The 21,626-nt window shown below is 44.1% G+C and carries 16 protein-coding genes and 1 pseudogene; 7 read left to right on the forward strand and 10 right to left on the reverse strand.

Annotated features, from left to right (window positions below; all coding sequences use genetic code 11):
- The first annotated feature begins 210 nt into the window (after positions 1-210).
- Positions 211-807, forward strand: coding sequence for an urease accessory protein UreG (gene ureG / locus V7K30_RS13185; protein ID WP_334999770.1), 597 nt, complete (start codon positions 211-213; stop codon positions 805-807).
- A gap of 151 nt (positions 808-958) precedes the next feature.
- On the opposite strand, the gene V7K30_RS13190 is transcribed toward ureG, so the two are convergent.
- The 7 genes and pseudogenes from V7K30_RS13190 to V7K30_RS13220 form a co-directional block, all read right to left on the reverse strand.
- On the reverse strand, positions 959-2,845 hold the full coding sequence (locus V7K30_RS13190) for an ABC transporter ATP-binding protein (RefSeq protein ID WP_334999772.1): 1,887 nt from the start codon (positions 2,843-2,845) through the stop codon (positions 959-961).
- 263 nt (positions 2,846-3,108) lie between these two features.
- A pseudogene (locus tag V7K30_RS13195) lies at positions 3,109-3,201 on the reverse strand (DUF4351 domain-containing protein); the annotation flags it as partial.
- Between the two features lie 124 nt (positions 3,202-3,325).
- Positions 3,326-3,619: a DUF4351 domain-containing protein gene (locus V7K30_RS13200; RefSeq protein WP_334999849.1), complete on the reverse strand. Its 294-nt coding sequence runs from the start codon at positions 3,617-3,619 to the stop codon at positions 3,326-3,328.
- A complete protein-coding gene (locus V7K30_RS13205) occupies positions 3,616-4,104 on the reverse strand; it encodes a hypothetical protein (protein WP_334999774.1) in 489 nt (162 codons plus the stop codon). The genes V7K30_RS13200 and V7K30_RS13205 overlap by 4 nt, the downstream gene beginning before the upstream one ends.
- 923 nt (positions 4,105-5,027) lie before the next feature.
- Positions 5,028-5,603, reverse strand: coding sequence for a single-stranded DNA-binding protein (locus V7K30_RS13210; RefSeq protein WP_334999776.1), 576 nt, complete (start codon positions 5,601-5,603; stop codon positions 5,028-5,030).
- A gap of 271 nt (positions 5,604-5,874) precedes the next feature.
- The gene (locus V7K30_RS13215) at positions 5,875-7,131 is read right to left on the reverse strand and encodes an FAD-dependent oxidoreductase (RefSeq protein ID WP_334999778.1); all 1,257 of its coding nucleotides are present in this window, start codon (positions 7,129-7,131) and stop codon (positions 5,875-5,877) included.
- Between the two features lie 191 nt (positions 7,132-7,322).
- The gene (locus tag V7K30_RS13220) at positions 7,323-7,550 is read right to left on the reverse strand and encodes a hypothetical protein (RefSeq protein WP_334999780.1); all 228 of its coding nucleotides are present in this window, start codon (positions 7,548-7,550) and stop codon (positions 7,323-7,325) included.
- 746 nt (positions 7,551-8,296) lie between these two features.
- Here V7K30_RS13220 and V7K30_RS13225 point away from each other — a divergent pair.
- The 6 genes from V7K30_RS13225 (at position 8,297) to V7K30_RS13250 (ending at position 19,296) form a co-directional block, all read left to right on the forward strand.
- On the forward strand, positions 8,297-8,797 hold the full coding sequence (locus V7K30_RS13225) for a fatty acid hydroxylase (RefSeq protein WP_334999782.1): 501 nt from the start codon (positions 8,297-8,299) through the stop codon (positions 8,795-8,797).
- A 403-nt stretch (positions 8,798-9,200) separates the two neighbouring features.
- Positions 9,201-9,629 (forward strand): hypothetical protein, encoded by a 429-nt coding sequence (locus tag V7K30_RS13230; RefSeq protein WP_334999784.1) that lies wholly within the window; start codon positions 9,201-9,203, stop codon positions 9,627-9,629.
- Positions 9,616-11,559 (forward strand): GAF domain-containing sensor histidine kinase, encoded by a 1,944-nt coding sequence (locus V7K30_RS13235; protein WP_334999786.1) that lies wholly within the window; start codon positions 9,616-9,618, stop codon positions 11,557-11,559. Before V7K30_RS13230 ends, V7K30_RS13235 begins: the two co-directional genes overlap by 14 nt.
- 13 nt (positions 11,560-11,572) lie before the next feature.
- Entirely contained in the window at positions 11,573-15,325 is a 3,753-nt protein-coding gene (locus tag V7K30_RS13240) for a PAS domain S-box protein (protein WP_334999788.1), read from the forward strand.
- Positions 15,326-15,733: 408 nt separating this feature from the next.
- Positions 15,734-18,670, forward strand: coding sequence for a response regulator (locus V7K30_RS13245; protein WP_334999790.1), 2,937 nt, complete (start codon positions 15,734-15,736; stop codon positions 18,668-18,670).
- Between the two features lie 236 nt (positions 18,671-18,906).
- Positions 18,907-19,296: a response regulator transcription factor gene (locus V7K30_RS13250; RefSeq protein WP_334999792.1), complete on the forward strand. Its 390-nt coding sequence runs from the start codon at positions 18,907-18,909 to the stop codon at positions 19,294-19,296.
- A 267-nt stretch (positions 19,297-19,563) separates the two neighbouring features.
- Here the strand turns inward: V7K30_RS13250 and V7K30_RS13255 are convergent, their stop codons facing one another.
- From V7K30_RS13255 to V7K30_RS13265, 3 genes are all read right to left on the reverse strand, one after another.
- The gene (locus tag V7K30_RS13255) at positions 19,564-20,544 is read right to left on the reverse strand and encodes an aldo/keto reductase (RefSeq protein WP_334999795.1); all 981 of its coding nucleotides are present in this window, start codon (positions 20,542-20,544) and stop codon (positions 19,564-19,566) included.
- 210 nt (positions 20,545-20,754) lie between these two features.
- Positions 20,755-20,973: a hypothetical protein gene (locus tag V7K30_RS13260; RefSeq protein ID WP_334999797.1), complete on the reverse strand. Its 219-nt coding sequence runs from the start codon at positions 20,971-20,973 to the stop codon at positions 20,755-20,757.
- Positions 20,974-21,128: 155 nt separating this feature from the next.
- On the reverse strand, positions 21,129-21,593 hold the full coding sequence (locus V7K30_RS13265; protein ID WP_334999799.1) for a hypothetical protein: 465 nt from the start codon (positions 21,591-21,593) through the stop codon (positions 21,129-21,131).
- Between the last annotated feature and the right edge of the window lie 33 nt (positions 21,594-21,626).

A 21,626-nucleotide genomic window follows, 5' to 3' on the forward strand; every position in this document is an offset into this window, starting at 1 on the left:
CTCTCAAGTCAATGATGCTCTCATTGCTTACTTCTATTATTCCCTCTGAGTCTGCCTTACAGAAATGTTAAGAAAGATGTGACTAATGGATAGCCCGCTCTTCGAGAGGGGAGACAAAGCACAGCTTTGGCGGGGTGGGGTTCTTCGGGTTTAATAAGTAATCAAGCGGACATGATATGACAATTGACAAAGGATAAACGACAAATAACAATGAATGCATTTAGAGTGGGAGTTGCTGGCCCCGTGGGTTCAGGGAAGACGGCTTTGGTGGATGCTTTGTGCAAGGGATTGCGTGAGCAGTATCAGATTGCGGTGGTGACAAATGATATTTATACTCAAGAGGATGCTCAATTTTTAGTGCGTTCTCAGGCATTGGCAAGGGATCGCATTTTGGGTGTAGAGACTGGCGGTTGTCCTCACACTGCCATCCGCGAAGATGCTTCAATGAATTTGGCGGCAATTGAACAGTTAGAGGAACGTTTTATCGATTTAGATTTGGTATTTTTGGAAAGTGGCGGCGATAATTTGGCTGCTACTTTTAGTCCAGAATTGGTGGATTTAACAATTTACGTCATCGATGTTGCCGCTGGTGATAAAATTCCCCGCAAGGGTGGCCCCGGCATTACTAAGTCTGATTTGTTGGTGATTAACAAAACTGACCTAGCACCCTATGTTGGTGCAGATTTAAGTGTGATGGAACGAGATGCAAAAAAAATGCGCGGCGATAAACCCTTTATTTTTACTAATTTAAAAACTCAGTCAGGACTTGCAGATGTAATTAACTTTGTTTGCACAAATATCTGTTAAAAAGAAAATCAGAATGAGGCTGCCAGGGCGAATGGAATTCGCGGCTAGACAAACTAAGTCCGCCTGCGCGGACTAAAGAAAAGTTGAGGGCTTGAAACCCACGGAGGTGGGTTTTGCCTCGTGTAGACGCGGTTTATAACCGCCCTTTTAACTATAAAGCCCGTAGATGACGACTTCGCACCCGTTCAGAACTACCAGTAGGAATCGCCGCAATTAATTTTTGCGTGTATTCCTCTTTGGGTTCCAGGTAAATACTTTCGGCTGTCCCTTCTTCAACAATTTGACCGCTATTCATGACTAAAATGCGATCGCTCATAAATTTCACTACACTTAAATCGTGAGAAATAAAAATATAAGTAAGCTGAAAGTCTGACTGTAACTCTTTAAGAAGATTTAATACCTGCGCTTGTACTGAAACATCCAGCGCTGAAACTGATTCATCGCAGATGATAAACTTAGGATTTAATGCCAAAGAACGGGCTATGCAAATCCGTTGGCGTTGACCCCCAGAAAACTGATGAGGATAGCGGTTAATCGCATCTGCACTCAACCCCACCCGTTCTAGGAGTTCGGCTACTCGCTGGCGTCGTTGTTGCTTGCTCTTACCAACAGAGTGAATTAGCAACGGTTCCATCACCGCGTCCCCAACCTTCATCCGTGGATCAAGAGAACTAAAAGGATTTTGGAAGACTATTTGCATTTCCCGCCGCAGTTTTTGCAACGGTTCTCCTTTGAGGCTAGTAATATCTTGTTTCTCAAAGATAATCTGACCACTCATCGGTTCAATTAATCGCAGCAAGGTTCTGCCAAGGGTGGTTTTACCGCAACCAGATTCTCCCACCAAACCTAGTGTTTCCCCTGGTTTGACATCAAAAGAAACGCCATTAACTGCCATATTGTAGCGTTTTGTCCCACCAAACACCCCGCGCACCGGAAAACCAACTTTCAGATTGCGGATTTGCAGCAGGGGTTCCTTCTGATTGAAGTTTGCCAATCTTGCAGCAATCTCTTCGGTGGTGATTTCTGTGGGTTGTGCGGGTTCTTTCGCCTGAATTACTACTTGTCCCGTTGGTGTCTCTTCTGCACTCATGTAATCAGAAACGGTGAGTAATTTTTGAGGACGGCGGTCAAGTGAGGGGCGGCAAGCGATCAAACCTTTAGTATATGGATGCTGGGGACTGCTAAAAATTTGCTCAGAAGTACCAGATTCGACAACTTTACCTTTATACATTACCGCTACTTCGTCAGCAATTTCCGAAATTAGCCCCAAGTCGTGGGTGATGAAAATCATTGCCATGTCACGGCTTTGTTGCAATTCTCGAATTAACTCCAAAATAGTCGCTTGCACCGTCACATCCAAGGCTGTGGTTGGTTCATCGGCAATTAAGATTAATGGGTTGCAAGAAATTGCCATTGCAATCATTACCCGTTGCAACTGACCCCCAGAAAGTTGATGAGGGTAGCGTTCTAGCATGGCTTCTTTGTGTTCTTTAACCAACTGTGGCAACTTTGATGGATCTGGTTTCGATGAATTGCTGTTGGTTTGGTGCCAAGTTTCGATATACTGCTGTTGTATCTCCTCATCGCTCGGTAGAAGTTTTACCTCTTGCAGACCTGCGATCGCAATTTGTCGTGCTTGGGATGCAGACACATTTTGATGGCGCATAATCGCTTCTATTAGCTGAAACCCGATGTTATAAACCGGATTGAGCGAACTCATCGGTTCTTGAAAAATCATGGCGATATCGCCACCCCGATGTAGCTGCATTTGCTCAGAAGGCAATTTTACTAAATCGATGGCGTTAGCATTCTCCTGCGGACGAAACCAGATTTCACCGCCAGTAACTATACCCGGAGTTTGCAACAAACCCATTACAGCTAGGGCTGTCACTGATTTACCACTTCCCGACTCTCCTACTATTCCTAGAGTCTCGCCTCGATGCAGCGCAAAGGAAATACCATCCAAAGCTCTAACGACATTGCCATCACTGGAAAATTCAACTTGGAGATTGCGAACCTCTAGGACAGTTTCTCTCATAGGAGTTGGGTATGAATATTAACTTAAAATTATTTGGATTTTAACAATAGTTTTGATGTATGTGTCGGGAAATTTGGTTTTTACACTCCTTGGCAGTTTTTCACTGCTTAGACCTCAAGCACATTTGAATCTAAATTGAATTTACTACAACTTGGAGTAGGGAAGGACAGCGCAAGGCGACAAGCCTGACGGCATAGCTTCTCTAAGAGACGCTGCGCGAAGGCTTACCCCATTGACAAAAACCATTACCATCGAGAGATTTTCTACGTTGTTTGATTTGCTTCCAACCAGTTAAGTAAATCCTCAATGGCTGTAAAATCCAACAAAGCCTCGCCAAGTGATTCTAATTGCTCTAACAATACCTTTGCCAATTTAAGAGGGTGAGTTCATAATGCTTGGACGATTAACTGCCATATCTGCTGAGGTTTGGCAAAAACAATAACTCCTAAAAATCCCTTTAAGGTTTCCCGCAAGGTTTTTTTAACGTATTGTCCGCAGTGTAAAGGTTCTGAGAGTCCAACCTACCTTGTAAGCTGAACGCTTATGTATGGGTAATTTTGTCCGGTTTTGCCAAAATTTTTGTAGGCTCTTATTTTGGCAAAGGTATTGCTCTAAAGAAAGGGTTTGAATGCACCCCCGAACCCCTTCTGGTAACTTTCCTACCCGTCTTTGTAGTAGCCGTAGGACGAGAGTTTCTCCTTTAACTCTGCTCTTGGAATAGCCATGCGTCTTTGCTAAAAGGGGCGAGATCAGCCTCGCCCATCCAGTCTCTATTTATGATGTTGAGCATCGTAAAGGGCACGCTTAGTCGCGTTGAGTGCAACATCGATATGATAAAGCGAACGATGTTGCAAGCCCTGGGCTGTTAGATCGTCTTCCTCACGCCTCACATCGGAATGCACTTTCTTCAATATTTCTTCTGCCTTATGTAAGCGTCCAGGATGATTATTGGGGACATCGACATTTGGATGATCGTGGATGTCTTTGCCATCATCAATAGATGCCTTCTTAATGTCGTTAATAGCGTAATCTATCTGCCCAATAGCAACATCTTCTTGTCCACTAACGGCAGCATCGCCTGGGCGATGTTCCAGCAACCACCGTGCAGTGCGTAAATCAGTGAGTGCGTGCAGGTAATAAGGATGCTTCCCTGGCAAGTCAGCATACGCAGATCCCGAAGTCATCAAGAGACTGTTACCTAGAATGACTGCTACTAGTCCTGTGAAGATAGTAATCGAAGGAACTTTATGGTTACTCATATTTGTGAATGGTGAATTCAAAAGTTGTCTACATTATTTAGACTTCCTGGTTTCACAAAAGGTTTAATTAGATTTACGTCAATGTGATGTAGTTAATATGTCAATCTTGTGCCTCGTGCCCTCTGCCTGATTGGGAAGGAGTCATGTAATAATTTTGACTAAAATGCTGGGAAACTTTTATCCAGAAAAGCAGATGGCGTGCGACTCATGCTCAATCTCAAATCCGAAATCCCAAATTGAGTCACTCACCTTCATTCAAGGGAACGCGAGCCGCGTCTCATAGAGAGGAAAGCATCCAAGCGAACGCTCATATGTTTGCTCGGTAGCGATCGCTTACCAAATACAAGCGATCTCGTAGCGTCTCGTTGGTGCAGCCTCTCGTAGAGAAGAGAGGAAATCTACCAAATAACAATGACATAATGGCTATTTCAAGGCAACCCCCAATACCGTATCATTAATGGCATCCGCGACTTTGAGCTAAGAGCGATCACCCACGCTACCTTTAAGGTTTGTAAAACAAATAACGGTCATTTTACTGCTAATGCTACTGCAAAATTTACTCTATCTACTCTGACTCAATATAGAAATACAGTAAAAATTCGCAGTCCGCTTTTCTAGATACCGGGAATGAATTTTTCCCGACGACGGGAATTTTATGGCGATCGCACAAATGAACTGTGATTGGACTGCGGTGGGAACAGCATTTGACGCGAATCGCTGCGAGGTTTCTGTACAAGCTGGTGAGTAAGTCTGCGGAAACAAGAACCCCACTCCTAAGAATTTGCTTTTAGAAGTGGGGGGGGTGGTAAAAACTTTTGCAAGGATGACTAAAAAAAATAGCACATCCTCAAGGATGGCTATTTGTAGAAATTGTCTAATCGTAATGTTAGTTAGCAAACTGAATAGACGCTCAACTACCAACTTTAGAAGGGAATATCATCTGGATCTGGTTCTTCCTGTTTCACTGCTGGATAAGTAGCCCGCTCATAATTTGTGGGTTGAGGTACGGGTTCGTAACTTGTCGCTTGGGGAGTAACGCCAACAGGATTTGTCGCCGGGGTAGGCGCTGGACGTGCTGACTCGTAAGTGGGAACGTCTTTCTGTGGAGGACGAGATGCTGAAGATGCCTGTGGTGGAGACGTTTCAGTGAATGATGGAGTTACGGTTGCTGAAGGTAATGGATCGGTATTAAAACTACCTCCAACAGATTGAATTTGTTGCACCGTCAATTCAGCGCGTTTTTCTTTAAAACCTTCTTGACGCTCAACAGTATTCATGGTTAAACGTCCTACCAAGATGACGCGATCGCCTTGGTGGTAGTTTTGCTGAATTTCTGTCGCTAAATTCCCCCAGCCGACAACTTTCAGGGTGGCTGGCGGATCTTCTGGTTTCAGGGAATTGGGAAACTGCACCAGCATTTCCGTAACTCCCAGATTATCGGCTGTATAGCGGAGTTGCGGCTCGTTAATAATTTCCGCCATCAAAACGCAGCTGTTCATTAAAATTACTCCTGACTGCAAAAAGTGCTGATTGAAAAAGAGGGGGTTTTTCTATGTAGTGCCAATTAATATCTAGATATGTTTAATTGTTTGCATTTTTTAATAATGCCTGAGTTTTTAGTCCTTTCTAGCATAAAAGCCAAGCGATCGCTTTGAACAGCATTGAGTATGCCGATCGCCACCTTCGCCTGACTAAATGAGCATTTAATTCTGTATGGAGTAGTATGATTGTACCACCCATTCATCAAATAGAAAAAATTATTGGCAAAAATTAAGTCTTGATGTGAGATGGAAAAACACCGAAGGCGATCAACCTTGCTGGAAGGTCGCGCAAGATGGGTAAGCGCAAAAATGCAGGTGGTACAAAGGTGCTATTTGAGGTGAGAACCGGGGCAAATACCCGCTTTTGGATAAAAGTTTGAAACGCCTGAATGATGCGTGTGGGCAACTCCCGTTGACGCTGTACTTTTGCTAGGTCGCTAAGTTGTACTTGTCGCTTCTTGAGCGGTTTGCTGAGTACATTCGCCGCGACTACAGCATCTTGAATCGCGTAGTTAATGCCAACTCCACCAACTGGAGACATTATATGAGCTGCATCACCGATGAGTAGCATTCCCGGATGATACCAGCGTTTTACAAGGCTGGACTCGACTGAGAGATAAGCTATTTGTGACCAATCATCTAAATTTTGGATGCGTTGCTGGAATTCTGGCACCACTTCGACTACAGATTTTTTTAATTCCTCCAAACCCGCAGCCCGTAGTTGTTGATAGCCTCCTTTAGGAATAACATAGCCAACTTGCCACTCATCGCCACGGTCAAGCATCGCTATGATGTGACCTTGACCAAATCGCCCCATTCCCCCCTCTGGGTCTTCTGGCTGACGCGGTAAGCGAAACCAAAGGATATCCATTGGCGGCGAGGTTTCGATTGATTCAAACTCACCCAGGTGGCGCAAACGTGAGTGGCGACCGTCTGCACCCACTGTTAGTATTGCCCGGATTTCATGCCAGCCACCGCCTCCCCGATAGCGGACACCTTGAATCACGCCATTTTCCGCAATTAATTCCTGTACATTCGCACCCATCACCAGCTGAAAACTAGGATATTTTTGGGCTTCTTGGGTGATGAACTCCAGGAATTTCACCTGGGGAAGCATCGTAATGTAGGGGTAGCGGGTTTTCAAATGACTAAAATCTGCCAAAGTGACAGTATCTTGAGGAGTTTGAAACCTAATTTGGCGCATCTTCGCATGAGGGAGTTCTAGCAAGCGATCGCTAAGTCCCAATTCCTCCATAATTTCCATCACCGACGGATGAATCGTATCGCCGCGAAAATCGCGATCAAAGTCTTTGTGTGCTTCCAGCAGCATCACAGAAATGCCTTGACGCGCTAACAACAGCGCCAAAACTGCTCCTGCCGGGCCTCCACCCACAATGCAACAATCTGTGGTTTGTCCGTCTACAATTTCATGGACAGGGTTAACGCTTGGGTCTTGGGAAAGATTTTTAGGTACATCGGTAGTCATAACAACACCTCCTGACAGCCCTAAGATTCAGAATAGTTTGCTTTTGATGATGCAAGCTGTTTTTTTAACTTTTCGTATTTACATAGAACCGACATTCCGCACCCCTGACTGTCACAATCGGTTTTTTCGTATTTTCATTTATATTTTATGTTGTATTTAATACAAAAATCATCAAATCAGGATTGCGATGTCTATGACGGGCTGTGACGCTCGTGACGCTGCGCCATCGCCCCCTTCTCCCAAAGGGAGAGGCTAGCGCCTGCCGTCGGATGCCCGAACGCAAGAGCGTCTCCTTTAGGAGAAGGCTGTAGGGAGAAGACTCGCTCTAAGCGTTCGCGTAGTTTGCTTCCCCGTAGGGGTACGCTATCGGTGTCGCGCATCGACAAAACCTCAAAAGCTGAAAATTCGTAGTGTGACACTTTAGGGTGCGGAATGTGGGATAGAAACCTCACATCTACTTGAAGGTAGATATAGGAGCTTCACTAGTATTAAACACTAAGTTTAAATTGATAGGTTGAGAGGGGGACACGGGACAAATATTCATTCTTCGCGTCACTATGTCTTTCTCTGATTGCGTCGCTCCCTACTCATGATTTGTTGATTGATAGCCGACTATTATGGCATCTAGCTAATTCTATATCCTCCAAATTTTGCCGCCTCTGAATTTAATTCAATACCTGCTTTATTCACCTAGATAACTCAGGCTACGTCGCCAGAATGCCTATTTCTCTCGTTCTGATTAGATTCATAATTGAAGCTTAATTGCAATCAATTTAGAATTAACAATGCTGAAGAAAGCCTTAACCTAAATTTGTACTAACTTTAACTCAACCTTTGCTTAGGTTGTATGCCTTAGTAAGAAGATTGTGTAGTAACTATGGCAAAATACGGTATTTACATCGGATTTTAGATGTATTGCTGCCATTAACCCAGAGCTAGAAGTCAAATTGGAGGTTCTTACTAGTTGCTGTTGACTGTCTTAAGGATCGGAGATTTATGAAACTGCAACTGACCCAATTACATATACTCTGAGCCAAATTAACTGGAGCGTAGACCCATGAGACGCACAGTACTGCTTGTATAGCACAAAACAGGTGTCTACGCCGACAGCATGACATTTGCATATTTTCTGTGGAGTTTTCTTAACTATTCTTGAGGAGTACAAATGCTTGAGGCTATCGCTGTTGCTTGGTTATTACTGTTTTTTGGCGATTTTCTCTCTACATTCTTTTACCACGTACCCGAGCACGTTTTTGGTAGCCTTCATTTAAAAACGCACCACTCCTGGAAGAAGGACTTCCGCCACTACGCTATTTTGACTTTTAATCCCCAGGTTCTTTTAGATGGTATCTTGGGAGCTTTGCCTTATGTACTTATAGCAGTAGTCCTGTGGTCTTTCTCTCCCATCGGCGTGATCTCTGGATTACTGCTTGGTCAGTTTCATGTATGGTGGAGACACATAAGTGTACTGGGTTGGCAAACTTCAAAGCCTGTAAAAATTTTATGCCAAATTCTATTTATTACTACTCCTGAGAGACACTGGTTACATCATCACAAAACTAATTTAGGTTTCGGTGATATTTTCAGCTTCTTTGAACAACCTGCACAAATGTGGTTACGCTGGCTTCGGCTACTCAGACTTCGTTTTCGCTACTCTCGGATCTAATTGAAGCTACTGCTTACCTAAATACGTTTTAAAAGTACCAAAATCGGCTGCGATCGCAGCCGATTTTGGTACACTATTCTATTATTTCGCCAGATAGGGGATTATTCCAGTCTCAGAAATGCGCTCACTTAGATACTCAAAAAAGCTGATTCCCAATTTCCGAGTAGTAGCAACAAGAGACATGAATTGACCATAGATTTAAATCTATGCTTTTCTCTAATTATGAAAGCTTTACTTATAGTTTTTCGAGAACTCATCAAAAAGTAAGCGAGTTATACGGACGGAAGAACGCCTCTGGTAAGGAGTTTAAAGGTATTTGCTACCGCTCAACTTCGCTGTTATATCGCCAAACTTTTTGGGAAAACTAGTCTTAATTAGTAAATTATTATATTACTAGATTTTTATGACAATTCCTCTATTTTTCGGAGATGCTAGGCGTAGCTTGCTTATGCGAAGTGGTACGGATAGCTACGCTAACGCAACCATTCAGATTCTCGGCTATCTCATCACCAAAGAGATTGACTTTGAGGGTCGCATCTTGGTCTATCGTTCAGTTCGCTATGCTGATAAATTCCCCATTGCCATCAAACAGTCTAGGGAAGCATTTACACGCAATTTGGACGAAATCCTCAACCTGCCGTGCGCTCAAGCCGCGTCTCTAGAAAATGCAGGACTTTATCAACAAAAACGATCGCAACTGGTACAAAGTGAGAAAATGTCTGTCTTGGGAGACTTAGCCGCAGAGGTGGCAGATAAAATTAATAACCCGGTTGGCTTGAATGCGGTCAATTTGCAACCTGCTGCTTATGAGGTGTTTCATGTCCGCAGTTAGCCTGAGAAAGATTCTCAACAGAAAAGAGTTGCCCTCTCTCCTTCATAACTTAGTCTACCAGCTCAACATGGCGATTGATGTTGAACTGTTAGACGGCACGAAACTAATTAGCATTGGGGAGCAAACTGGGAAAAACCGATATCCAATCGAGGTGCCAGGAGAAATCATCGGTTGGGTTGTTGGGGGAGAACAGGTAACTCTACTTGCGACTTTGCTCTCATTTCTGGCAAAGCAGGAAGCTGAGAAGAAAGAACTGGCTATAGAATTGCTGGAGCGATACCAAGAAATTGATTTGTTTGAGGATATCTCGACTAAACTCACAACAAGTTTAGATACGCGACAGATTGCCCAACTTGTGCTTCAGGAATTGAGTCAATTAATAGAATCCTCTGCGGGGATGATTCTGCTCCTCGGTCCAGATGCAACTACATTTGAAATCATTGCCGAATTTGGAGTGTTTTTTGACCACAGTCAGCCGGAACCGGGTAAGGGAATTATTGGCAAGATTGTGCAATCCAACCGAGCAGAACTCGTCAATGATGTCCAAGGCGATCCTCGGTTAGAAGGGCAAAAAAACGTTAGCGCCCTGATTTGTGTACCGTTACGAGCCAAGGAGCGGGTACTGGGAGCGATCGCTATTGGAACCTCCAAAACTGACTCATACAAGGCTAAACACCTGAAACTTGTGAGTATCTTTGCCTCTCAAACTGCGATCGCCATTGACAAAGCTGTAATTTACGAGCATAGCACTCAAGTAGCCATCCAGGCAAAAGCCCAGACACATAAGCTTCAGCAAGCTCTCAATGAATTGCAATTAGCCCAAACTCAGTTGATCCAAAGCGAAAAAATGTCCAGTCTAGGGCAACTCATTGCCGGAGTTGCCCACGAAATCAACAACCCGGTTAACTTTATTTGCGGCAATTTAAAATATGTTGCCGAATACGCCAATGACTTGTTGCACCTGGTGCAAGAGTATCAGAAATTCCTACCTGTTGCTCCTTTGGAGTTGGAATCAGAGCTAGACAAAATCGATCTGGAATTTATCATGGAGGATCTTCCCAAACTGCTGAATTCGATGAAGGTGGGCACTGATCGCATTGTGGAAATTGTGCAATCTCTGAAAAACTTCTCCCGCCATGACGAAGCCGAAATGAAAGCCGTCAACATCCACGATGGCATCGACGGAACGCTGATGATTCTTCACCATCGCCTGAAAGCAGATGCTTGTCGTCCGGCAATTGAAATTATGAAAGACTATGGCAAATTTCCCCTAATTGAATGCTACCCCGGACAGTTGAATCAGGTATTTATGAACATCCTGGCAAATGCCATTGATGCTCTAGAGGAGGGAATGGTCAATAAAAAAATATCTCCCCCTACTGCCCAAATCACTATTCGGACTGAAATCCTCGACAACCAGTTTGTAGTGATTCGCATTGCCGACAACGGCCCAGGCATGAAGGAGGATGTGATTCGACGCATTTACGATCCCTTCTTCACCACCAAAGAAATTGGCAAGGGAACCGGATTGGGTATGGCAATCAGTTACCAAATTATTGTGAACAGACACCGGGGATTTCTCAAGTGCCGTTCTGCGCCAGGTGAAGGGACAGAATTCTGGATTCAGATTCCCATGAATTGTGCAGTGGTGGACGCTGCTGAAGAACAGAATAGCACCTTTGCCTCGCCAACTCCCACTGCCGATGCCGACGGCTTCATTCCATCAACAACTCCAATGCTCAAACCGACGGATTTGCTAATCCGCCATAATCAACTGATTCAGCGACTTTCAGAGCAGAGTCCAAACCTGGGAGCTGCATCACCAGAGCAAATTTACCAGATGTTTCAACGTAACCCAATTTCCTTAAAGCTTTACGCCACTTTGTTGTCGTGGTTCAGTTGTCCTAACCATACCCACATCGACCACTAAAGAAACTTCAATCATGTTTAATCAACTTGATGAATCCAACCGTCAGCTATTTGAACAATGCCCCACTGGGCTGGCACTGTGCCGAACAGATGGGACGCTAATTGATATTAACCCCGCTTATGCTGCTATTTTAGGGCGCACTGTTCTAGAAACCTTGAATCTCACCTACTGGCAGATTACCCCAGAAAAATATGCTGCCACGGAGCAATCTAGCCTAGAAGACTTGCAACGAACTGGTCGCTATGGGCCTTATGAGAAGGAGTACATCCACAAAGACGGGCACTTGGTTCCAGTCAGGTTATCTGGACTGATGATTGAGAAAGATGGAGAGCAACTGATCTGGTCTAGTGTGGAGAACATTAGCGACCTTCGAGATGCCCAGCAGAAACGCCAACATACTGAACAAATCTTGAAACAGAGTGAAACCCGATACCGCTCTCTGGTGACAGCTACTGCACAAATTGTCTGGGTATGTACACCAGATGGAATTTGCTTTGAACTGGCAAGCTGGATAGCCTATACAGGTCAAAGTCTAGCGGAAGCTGAGAATGGGGGCTGGATTGATGCTGTTCATCCTGACGATCGCGCCTATACCGCAGAAGTATGGAGTGCTGCTGTGGTAAACCGGAGCATGTATCAAATTGAATACCGAATTCGTGGCCAGGATGGCAACTATCGCTACTTTTGGGTCTGGGGTGCCCCCGTCCTAAAAGAAGACGGCAGCGTTCGGGAGTGGATTGGCACCTGCACTGATATTCACGATCGCAAGCTGGCAGAAACCGAAAATCAGCGTCTTAAAGAACGATATCGCTCGTTAATAACTGCTACTTCACAGCTTGTCTGGGGAGCTACCCCAGAAGGACTAGGAATAAGCAGTCAAATGCTCACCTGGATGGCCTATACGGGGCAGAGCAAAGCTGAAGTTGAGGGTTGGGGCTGGATTGATCCAATTCACCCCGATGACCGTGCCCACTCCACAGAAGCTTGGAATGCTGCTGTGGCGAACCGAAGTATCCACCAAACCGAATATCGACTGCGTGGCAAGGATGGCACATACCGCTACTTCTCTGTCTGTGGTACCCCCGTCTTAGAAGCAGACGGCAGCATCCGCGAGTGGATTGGCACCTGCACCGATATTCACGATCGCAAGCTAGGAGAACAAACTCTGCAACAGAACGAGCAACGGTTTCGCTCTCTGGTAACTGCCAGCTGCCAAATTGTCTGGGTGGCTACACCTGAAGGACTGGGGGTGAGCAGTGAAATGCCTACCTGGTTAGCATACACAGGTCAGAGTGCAGATGAAATCGAGGGTTGGGGCTGGCTTGATCCGATTCACCCCGATGACCGTACCCACACAGCCCTGGCCTGGACTACTGCTGTGGCAAATCACAATCTTTTTCAAACTGAATACCGGATGCGTGGCAAAGACGGCAAGTACCGCCATTTTGCTGTGTGCGGTACCCCCGTCTTGGAAGCAGACGGTAGCATCCGGGAATGGATTGGTACCTGCACCAATATTGACGATCGCAAACTAGCAGAAGCCGAAAATCAGCGTCTCATGGATATGTTAAATCATTCCAGCGATGCGATTATTGTCCGCGACATGAGCGACAAAATTTTGTACTGGAATCAAGGTGCAGAAACGCTCTACGGTTGGACACGTGAGGAAGTGAAAGACCAATGCATTCACGCTTTTATTAAAAAAACCTTTCTCAAGCCAAAGGAAGAAATTATCGCAGAGTTATTACAGCAAGGTAATTGGGAAGGAGAAGTGGAACATCTTACCCATGATGGCAAATTGATTATCGTCCAGAGCCGATGGACGCTGCAACGGGACATCGACCATCAGCCCTGCGCGGTGCTGGAAATCAATACCGACATCACTGCCCGCAAACAAGCAGAAATCGCTCTGCGGCAACTCAATCAAGAACTGGAAGGCAGAGTTGTAGAGCGGACGGCTGCCCTGCAAAATACCCTAGCAGAAGCGCAGGGATTAAATGCCATTTTAGATAACTTAGCAGATGGTTTATTAGTGGCAGACACCGCAGGACAAATCACCCACTTCAATCCTGCCTTTTTAGCCATGTATGGATTGACAGCTACCGCCCTCAACGGTCACTACCAGGAACTGCCGATATCTGGTTTAGCAGGACTAATTGCACAAACTCAGTCCCATCCCAAAGAAGTATTTTCTGCCGAAGTTGCCCTGACGAAAGAACGCATTGGTCAGGCAGTGGCGACCGCCATTTTCAAAAAGACGGCAGATCAAGAACCCGCTGCCTGCTTCGGTTCGGCGCTGCTGATTCGGGATGTGACGGCAGAAAAGGAAATCGACCAAATGAAGACCGACTTCATCTCCACAGTTTCCCATGAACTGCGGACGCCACTAACTTCTGTCCTCGGTTTTGCATCGATCATTCAAGAAAAGCTGGAAACCGATGTCTTCCCAATGATTTCTACCGAAGACCGCAAGCTTCAGAAAACCATCAAGCGGATAGGTGACAATCTCAACATTATTGTGTCGGAAGCAGAACGGCTGACATCTTTGATTAACGATGTCCTGGACATCGCCAAGATGGAAGCAGGTAAGGTGGAATGGCAGATGCAGCCCCTTGATGCCAGCGAATTACTCGATTGGGCAACCAATTCTACCGCCGGGTTATTTGAAACCAATGGCTTGCAGTTGGTGTGCGAGATTGAACCTGGACTGCCTCAGATATTAGGCGATCGCAATCGTCTACTGCAAGTTTTAATCAACCTGATTTCCAATGCCGTTAAATTCACTGAATCCGGTTCTGTGATCTGCCGGGTTAAACAAGAGAACGAAGGTGTTTGCATCAGCGTCATCGACACAGGCGTTGGTATTACACCTGAAGATCAGCCAAAAGTGTTTGAGAAATTCCGCCAAGTTGGCGACACTCTCACCGACAAACCCAAAGGCACAGGGTTAGGACTGCCCATCTGTAAACAAATCGTCGATCATCACGGCGGTAGAATTTGGGTTGAGAGTGAACCAGGGAATGGCAGCATATTCTCATTCATTATTCCCACCTACGTCAGCGATCAAAAAAGTACTGCTAATCTGAATCTGGATACCCTAGTCAAACAACTCAAAGAACACGTCATCACGACAAACCCTGTGGTCAACCAAAGCCGTAAAACCATCTTGGTTGTAGATGATGACGCTAACATTCGGGAACTGCTCCGTCAACAACTGGAAAACGAAGGCTACAAAGTTCGGGAAGCAAAGGACGGCGTGGATGCAATTCATCAAATTAAAACAGCCCGTCCCGATCTGATTCTCTTGGACGTAATGATGCCTCAAATCAACGGCTTTGATGTGGCAGCCGTTCTCAAAAATGATCCTCAGACCGCAGATATTCCGATCATTATTCTGTCAATTATTGAAAATAAAGAACGGGGCTACCACATTGGCATTGATCGCTATCTTACCAAGCCCATTGACACAGAGAAACTCCTCAATGAAATTGGCTCACTGCTTTACCAAGGCACTTCTAGTAAAAAGGTATTGGTTGTAGATAAAAACGCATCAGCCTTAAAAACCTTATCGGATGTACTGCAAGCTCAAGGATACAGCGTGATTGAAGCCTCCGATCCGCAAGAATGCATCAAGAAAGCCCTGTCAGCGAAACCTGACATGATCATCATCGATTCTATTTTCTCTCAAGAAGCCGATTTGGTGAAAACCCTACGGTTTGAGAAGGAGTTGGAAAATGTATTTTTTATTATGCTATCTGAACAGTAATTCCTATGACCCTTAATTTGATTTTGGTTAAAGGTTATATCATATTTGCCAGATTACCCATAATAAAAGAACCCCACCCCCAACCCCTCCCCGCAAGCAGGGAGGGGAGACAAAGCATTATTAACAATTCAAAATTCACGCATTCAAAATTCAAACATTTTAGACATTTTCAGACGTTCGCGTAGCGTCTCGCAGAGAAGAGGAGTGCGGTCTTGGGGTCTCCCCATCGCTTTTAGCGTCTCCCCTTGGGAGAAGAGGAGCAACTCCGGGGGATTTAAACCCCGACTGAAACTGGGGCTACCTTTATGGTTGGGGTCTTAAACCCTTTTATTTACGATAATAATTCGCCAGAACAAAAAAATACAAGTATTTTTGTAAACAAACTTAATTTAAGAGTTACCAAGAAGAATGCTAAAAAACTCTGAATTCTTGAAAATCGCTGAACAAGGAATCCTCAAACAATTCCTGATCGCTTTCTTACCACTGTCTGTCCTGGTTGGGGGGGTGCTGATGATCATTCACCAGGCAGAGAGTAAAGCTGAACGGGGCGCAATTTCCATCAACGAAACCCGTAACGTTGATATGCAAACTAAAATAGCTGCTAGAGACTTTAATTTAATTAAGTCTGACTTGATGTTTCTGACTACCCAAAATGAGCTACAGTTCATGCTCAACCGACCTGTGGATGCAACTAAAACACTGGAGTTGAGGCAGGCGATCGCTAAAGAGTATTTTTCCATGTCTGAGCAGAAGCAACTTTATGACCAGATTCGCTTTCTGGACACAACTGGCAAAGAAATTGTCAGAGTCAACTTGAATCAAGGTCAGCCCAGTATTGTCCCTGACGAAAAACTGCAAGTCCAGGCAAAGCGTTACTGGTTTAAGGACACCTTACCCCTGAAATCAGGCGAGGTCTTTGTTTCGCCCCTGGATCTAAATATTGAGCGGGGCAAGATTGAACAACCGCTCAAACCAATGATCCGTTTTGGCACTCCTGTATTTGATTCTCAGGGGCAAAAACGCGGCATCGTTGTGCTGAACTATTTAGGTGAGAAATTTATCCAGAATCTGCAAAAAGAAAACTCGACAACTTTAGGCGAAACGCTGCTACTCAATGCTGATGGTTACTGGCTTAAAGGACTAAAGCCAGAGAATGAGTGGGGCTTTATGTACGAAGACCGCAAAGACCAGACCTTTGCAAAAGCCTTTCCTAATGTCTGGCAGCAAATAGGCACAACAGAGTCGGGACAGTTTCAAACAGCTGATGGGTTATTCACCTTCAAAACCCTGTATCCGCTACTGGAAGTTCAAAAAGCTCAATCCAGCACGGGGGCGACCCGTGCCTTCGATTCCAGTCAAGGGAAGGTGGATGCCAAATCTTACCATTGGAAAATTGTGACTCTTGTCCCCTCTGCGATCTTAAATGCGCGATCGCAAAGTTCTTTTCATCGACTCCTATTTTTCGACATTATTTTGACTGCGTTGATTGGGGAGGGTTCCTGGCTGTTGGCCTTATCCCACTTACGACGGCAACAGGCAGACACAGAACTGCAAGCAACATTTGCTGACCTGACTGCGATTATTGACAATCTAGCAGATGGGTTATTGGTAACTAACACCATCGGCCAAATTACCCGCTTTAACCCAGCGCTGCTAAAAATGTTCCAGCTTGGCGACATTGACATCAAAGGAAAAGACTGCGGAGAAATTTCTCAAGCTAAAATCGCCGATTTGGTAAAGCAGACCCACAAACAGTCCAGAGAGATATTCACTGCTGAGATTAATTTAGCAGCAGACCGGGTTGGTCAAGCTCTAGCAACCACCATTTTCAAAGAAGCCTCTAAAGATCAGGCGGCGATGTGGCTAGGTTCGGTAATTCTGATTCGGGATGTGACGGCAGAAAAGGAAATTGACCAAATGAAGACCGACTTCATCTCCACAGTTTCCCACGAACTGCGGACGCCACTAACTTCTGTCCTCGGTTTTGCATCGATCATTCAAGAAAAGCTGGAAACCGATGTCTTCCCAATGATTTCTACCGAAGACCGCAAGCTTCAGAAAACCATCAAGCGGATAGGTGACAATCTCAACATTATTGTGTCGGAAGCAGAACGGCTGACATCTTTGATTAACGATGTCCTGGACATCGCCAAGATGGAAGCAGGTAAGGTGGAATGGCAGATGCAGCCCCTTGATGCCAGCGAATTACTCGATTGGGCAACCAATTCTACCGCCGGGTTATTTGAAACCAATGGCTTGCAGTTGGTGTGCGAGATTGAACCTGGACTGCCTCAGATATTAGGCGATCGCAATCGTCTACTGCAAGTTTTGATCAACCTGATTTCCAATGCCGTTAAATTCACTGAATCTGGTTCTGTGATCTGCCGGGTTAAACAAGAGAACGAAGGTGTTTGCATCAGCGTCATCGACACAGGCGTTGGCATCATACCTGAAGATCAGCCAAAAGTGTTTGAGAAATTCCGTCAAGTTGGCGACACCCTCACCGACAAACCCAAAGGCACAGGGCTAGGACTGCCCATCTGTAAACAAATCATCGATCATCACGGTGGTAGAATCTGGGTTGAGAGTGAACCAGGTAAGGGTAGCACATTCTCATTCATCATTCCTACTGCTGAGAGCGATCGCAAAACCAGTAGCAGTCTGAATCTGGATGCGCTAGTCAAACAACTCAAAGAACACGTCATCACCACAAACCCTGTGCTGAACCAAAACAGCAAAACCATTCTGGTAGTGGATGATGACGCTAACATTCGGGAATTGCTTCGTCAACAACTGGAAAGCGAAGGCTATAATGTTCGGGAAGCGAAAGACGGCGTGGATGCGATTCATCAAATCAAAATAGCCCGTCCCGACCTGATTCTCTTGGATGTAATGATGCCCCAAATCAACGGCTTTGATGTGGCAGCCGTCCTCAAAAATGATCCCCAGACCGCAGACATTCCGATCATTATTCTGTCGATTCTTGAAAACAAGGAACGGGGCTACCACATTGGCATTGATCGCTATCTTACCAAGCCCATTGACCCAGAAAAACTTCTCAAGGAAATTGGCTCATTGCTTTCCCAAGGTACTTCCAGTAAAAAGGTATTGGTTGTGGATAAAAATGCCTCAACCTTAAAAACCCTATCGGATGTACTACAAACTCAGGGATACAGCGTGATTCAAGCCTCCGATCCGCAAGAAGGTATCAATAAAGCTCGATCAGCCAAACCTGACATGATCATCATCGATTCTATTTTCTCTCAAGAAGCCGACATGGTGAAAGCCCTACGCTTTGAGAAAGACTTGGAGAATGTATTCTTCATCGTCCTGTGCGATCGCTAATCGAATTTTAGATTTTAACTTTTGGATAATGGAATTGAAATTCAAAATCCCAAATTTCAAAAGGTCTGAACGCAAGAGCGTCTCCTTGGCGCACAGCCTCTCGTAGAGAAGAGTTTCCCCCGAATTTAAACGCGATAATAAATCTAAAATCCAAAATCTAAAATTAAATGACAGAGAGCTAATGACTTGATTGCTATGAGTCAATCTAAAATCTAAAATCTAAAATCCAAAATTGTATGACCCAGAAAATTCTGATTGTTGACGATGAACCCAATATCTTGATTTTGATGGAGCAAGCCCTAGAAGCATTAGAAGATGAGGGCGTTGAACTCCTAACTGCCAGAAATGGAGAAGAAGCTCTCGAAACTATTAAAACTGAAAAACCAAATCTAGTTTTTCTCGATGTGATGATGCCTAAAATGAATGGTCTGCAAGTCTGCCACATTGTTAAACACGACCTGCAAATGACTGATGTCTACATTGTGATCTTGACAGCTAAGGGGCAGGAATTTGATAAACAAAAAGGAATTGAGGTTGGTGCAGACTTGTATCTAACTAAACCATTTCGCCCCAAAGAAGTACTTGAAAAATCAAAGCAGGTGTTGGGCTTTTCAGGAAAGTCCTGAATGCTTTTCACCGAATTTACGATGTTTAAATTTTGTCAAATGGAATTGAAGATTCAAACATCGTAAATTGAATGCATGTCTCTTAAAAAAGCGAATTTAAACGTAAGTCCTATTCTATTATCCAAACATCGTAAATTAAATGACTTGCCCCTGACTTGATTGCTATGAGTCAATCTAAAATCTAAAATCTAAAATCCAAAATTGATTGACCTGCGATCGCAGTATTTGGAACAATCGGCACAAATCTGGTTACGCTTCGTTGATAGATCAACGGTTCACAGTACTCATATCAGGATAGCGCTCACCAGCTGCTACACCTTTTGGTGCAACTGCTTCCAGTCGATTCAACTCTTGTTGAGTCAGGGTAATTTCGGTAGCTGCAACATTCTCCTCTAAGTAGGTACGGCGTTTTGTACCAGGAATTGGGACAATATCTTCTCCTTGAGCAAATAGCCATGCTAGTGCAAGTTGACTGGAAGTTACTCCTTTTTCGGTGGCGATCGCTTTGACTTGCTCGACTAATTGTAGGTTCTTATAAAAATTCTCACCTTGAAAGCGAGGAGCATTTCGGCGATAGTCATCAGGTGCCAGATCATCAGGGCTGGTGATTGCACCTGATAAAAACCCTCTTCCTAATGGGCTATAGGGAACAAACCCAATTCCTAATTCCCGCACAGTAGGTAAAATTTCATCCTCTGGCTCTCGACTCCAAAGAGAGTATTCTGTTTGCAGTGCTGCAATGGGGTGAACTGCCACAGCCCGCCGAATTGTGGCGGGAGCAGCCTCTGAAAGCCCCAAATAACGAACTTTTCCCAGCTTAACTAACTCTGCCATTGCTCCTACAGTATCCTCAATGGGTACAGTTGGATCTACCCGATGTTGATAATAGAGGTCAATCACTTCCACTCCCAGACGTTTTAGTGAGGCATCGCAAGCTTGATGGACATATTCGGGTTTGCCACTAATCCCTTTCCAACCACCATCTTCAGTGCGGACATTGCCAAATTTGGTTGCTAATACTACTTGATCTCGGCGATCTTTAATTGCTTTGCCTACTAGTTGCTCATTAGTAAACGGCCCATACATATCAGCAGTATCAAGAAAATTAACTCCAAGTTCTAAGGCTCGATGAATTGTAGCGATCGCCTCAATTTCATCACGACCACTATAGAACTCAGACATTCCCATGCAACCAAGTCCGATAGTTGAAACTTCTAACCCAAATTTCCCTAGCTTTCTGGTTCTCATCAAATAATCTCCTAGTCACTAATTGGTCAGAAATAATTAGGTCTTTCAGCATTATCCCTTTCCCTATTACTAAGTCATCTACACTTAGAAGTATTTCCTGAGAAAACTAGTTAAAAAATATGAATGAGAGAGATATCGTGTTTATATGTTTCATTTGTATCTACGTAGATTTTTATTTTAATCCACTGATAATTGATTTTTATCTACACATTATAAATTTGAGAGAATCCGAACTCCTTTCTTAAGCATAGTTTCTTTTAGATACTGATATAGAAGATCATCATCAACTAGCAAGCCCTGTTTAGTTTTCGTGTTTACAATTAAATATCTTGGTTCTTTTTCTGAAGGTGAGGCATTGAATTTCAAGAGTGCCCAATCAGAGTCCAAGCCATCCCATAGATATGAAAATTCTTCTAAGTTGGTGTTCATATCCAATACCTCTTTCTTTAGTATTAGATCCTCCCCTCCCACATTTAAAAAGAAGGGTTGGAGGAATAATCTAGTGCGATCACAGCTTCTTTTTGTCCGCTATTTATTTGACCAAAATTTACGATTTTTGACTTACACTGAGTTTTTCTTTTCAATCAATACAACTCTAAAATTTCTAATTCTGGTGAGAGTGGAAAGCCAAATTTTTCATGATAATGAGGAAACTTTAGTAAGAATAGACACAAAGGTTTATTGCGATAAAAAGCTTTTAGCTTAAATAGGCGAACATCAAAACCTTCCTTTTGTGCTTCTTGTGATTCAGAAAAGCTTCCAGGGAAAATTTCATCAAAATGAACTTCAAATTTTCTTGCAGTTTCCAAGAAAGGTTTGCCAATAAATTTAGCGCCATTGTCATAGGCAGGGTTAGGTATTGATTTCCTGTACTCGCTTTCGTCGAATCCAGCCTTTAAAATGAATTCAAAAAATCCGTTAAATATCTTGAGATTCTCACTTGTATTAAAGTCTTGCCAGCCCTTAATCAAACTATCTTGAAGTTCTTGAAAAAGGTTAAGTATAAATTGAGTTTCTACAGAATTGAGTTCAGCAGTATATAGTTCCATCTTTCCTCTTATGAAGTATTATTTATTCACCAA

Origin of the sequence: Nostoc sp., from assembly GCF_036917655.1 — a bacterium.
Taxonomy (GTDB): Bacteria; Cyanobacteriota; Cyanobacteriia; order Cyanobacteriales; family Nostocaceae; genus Nostoc.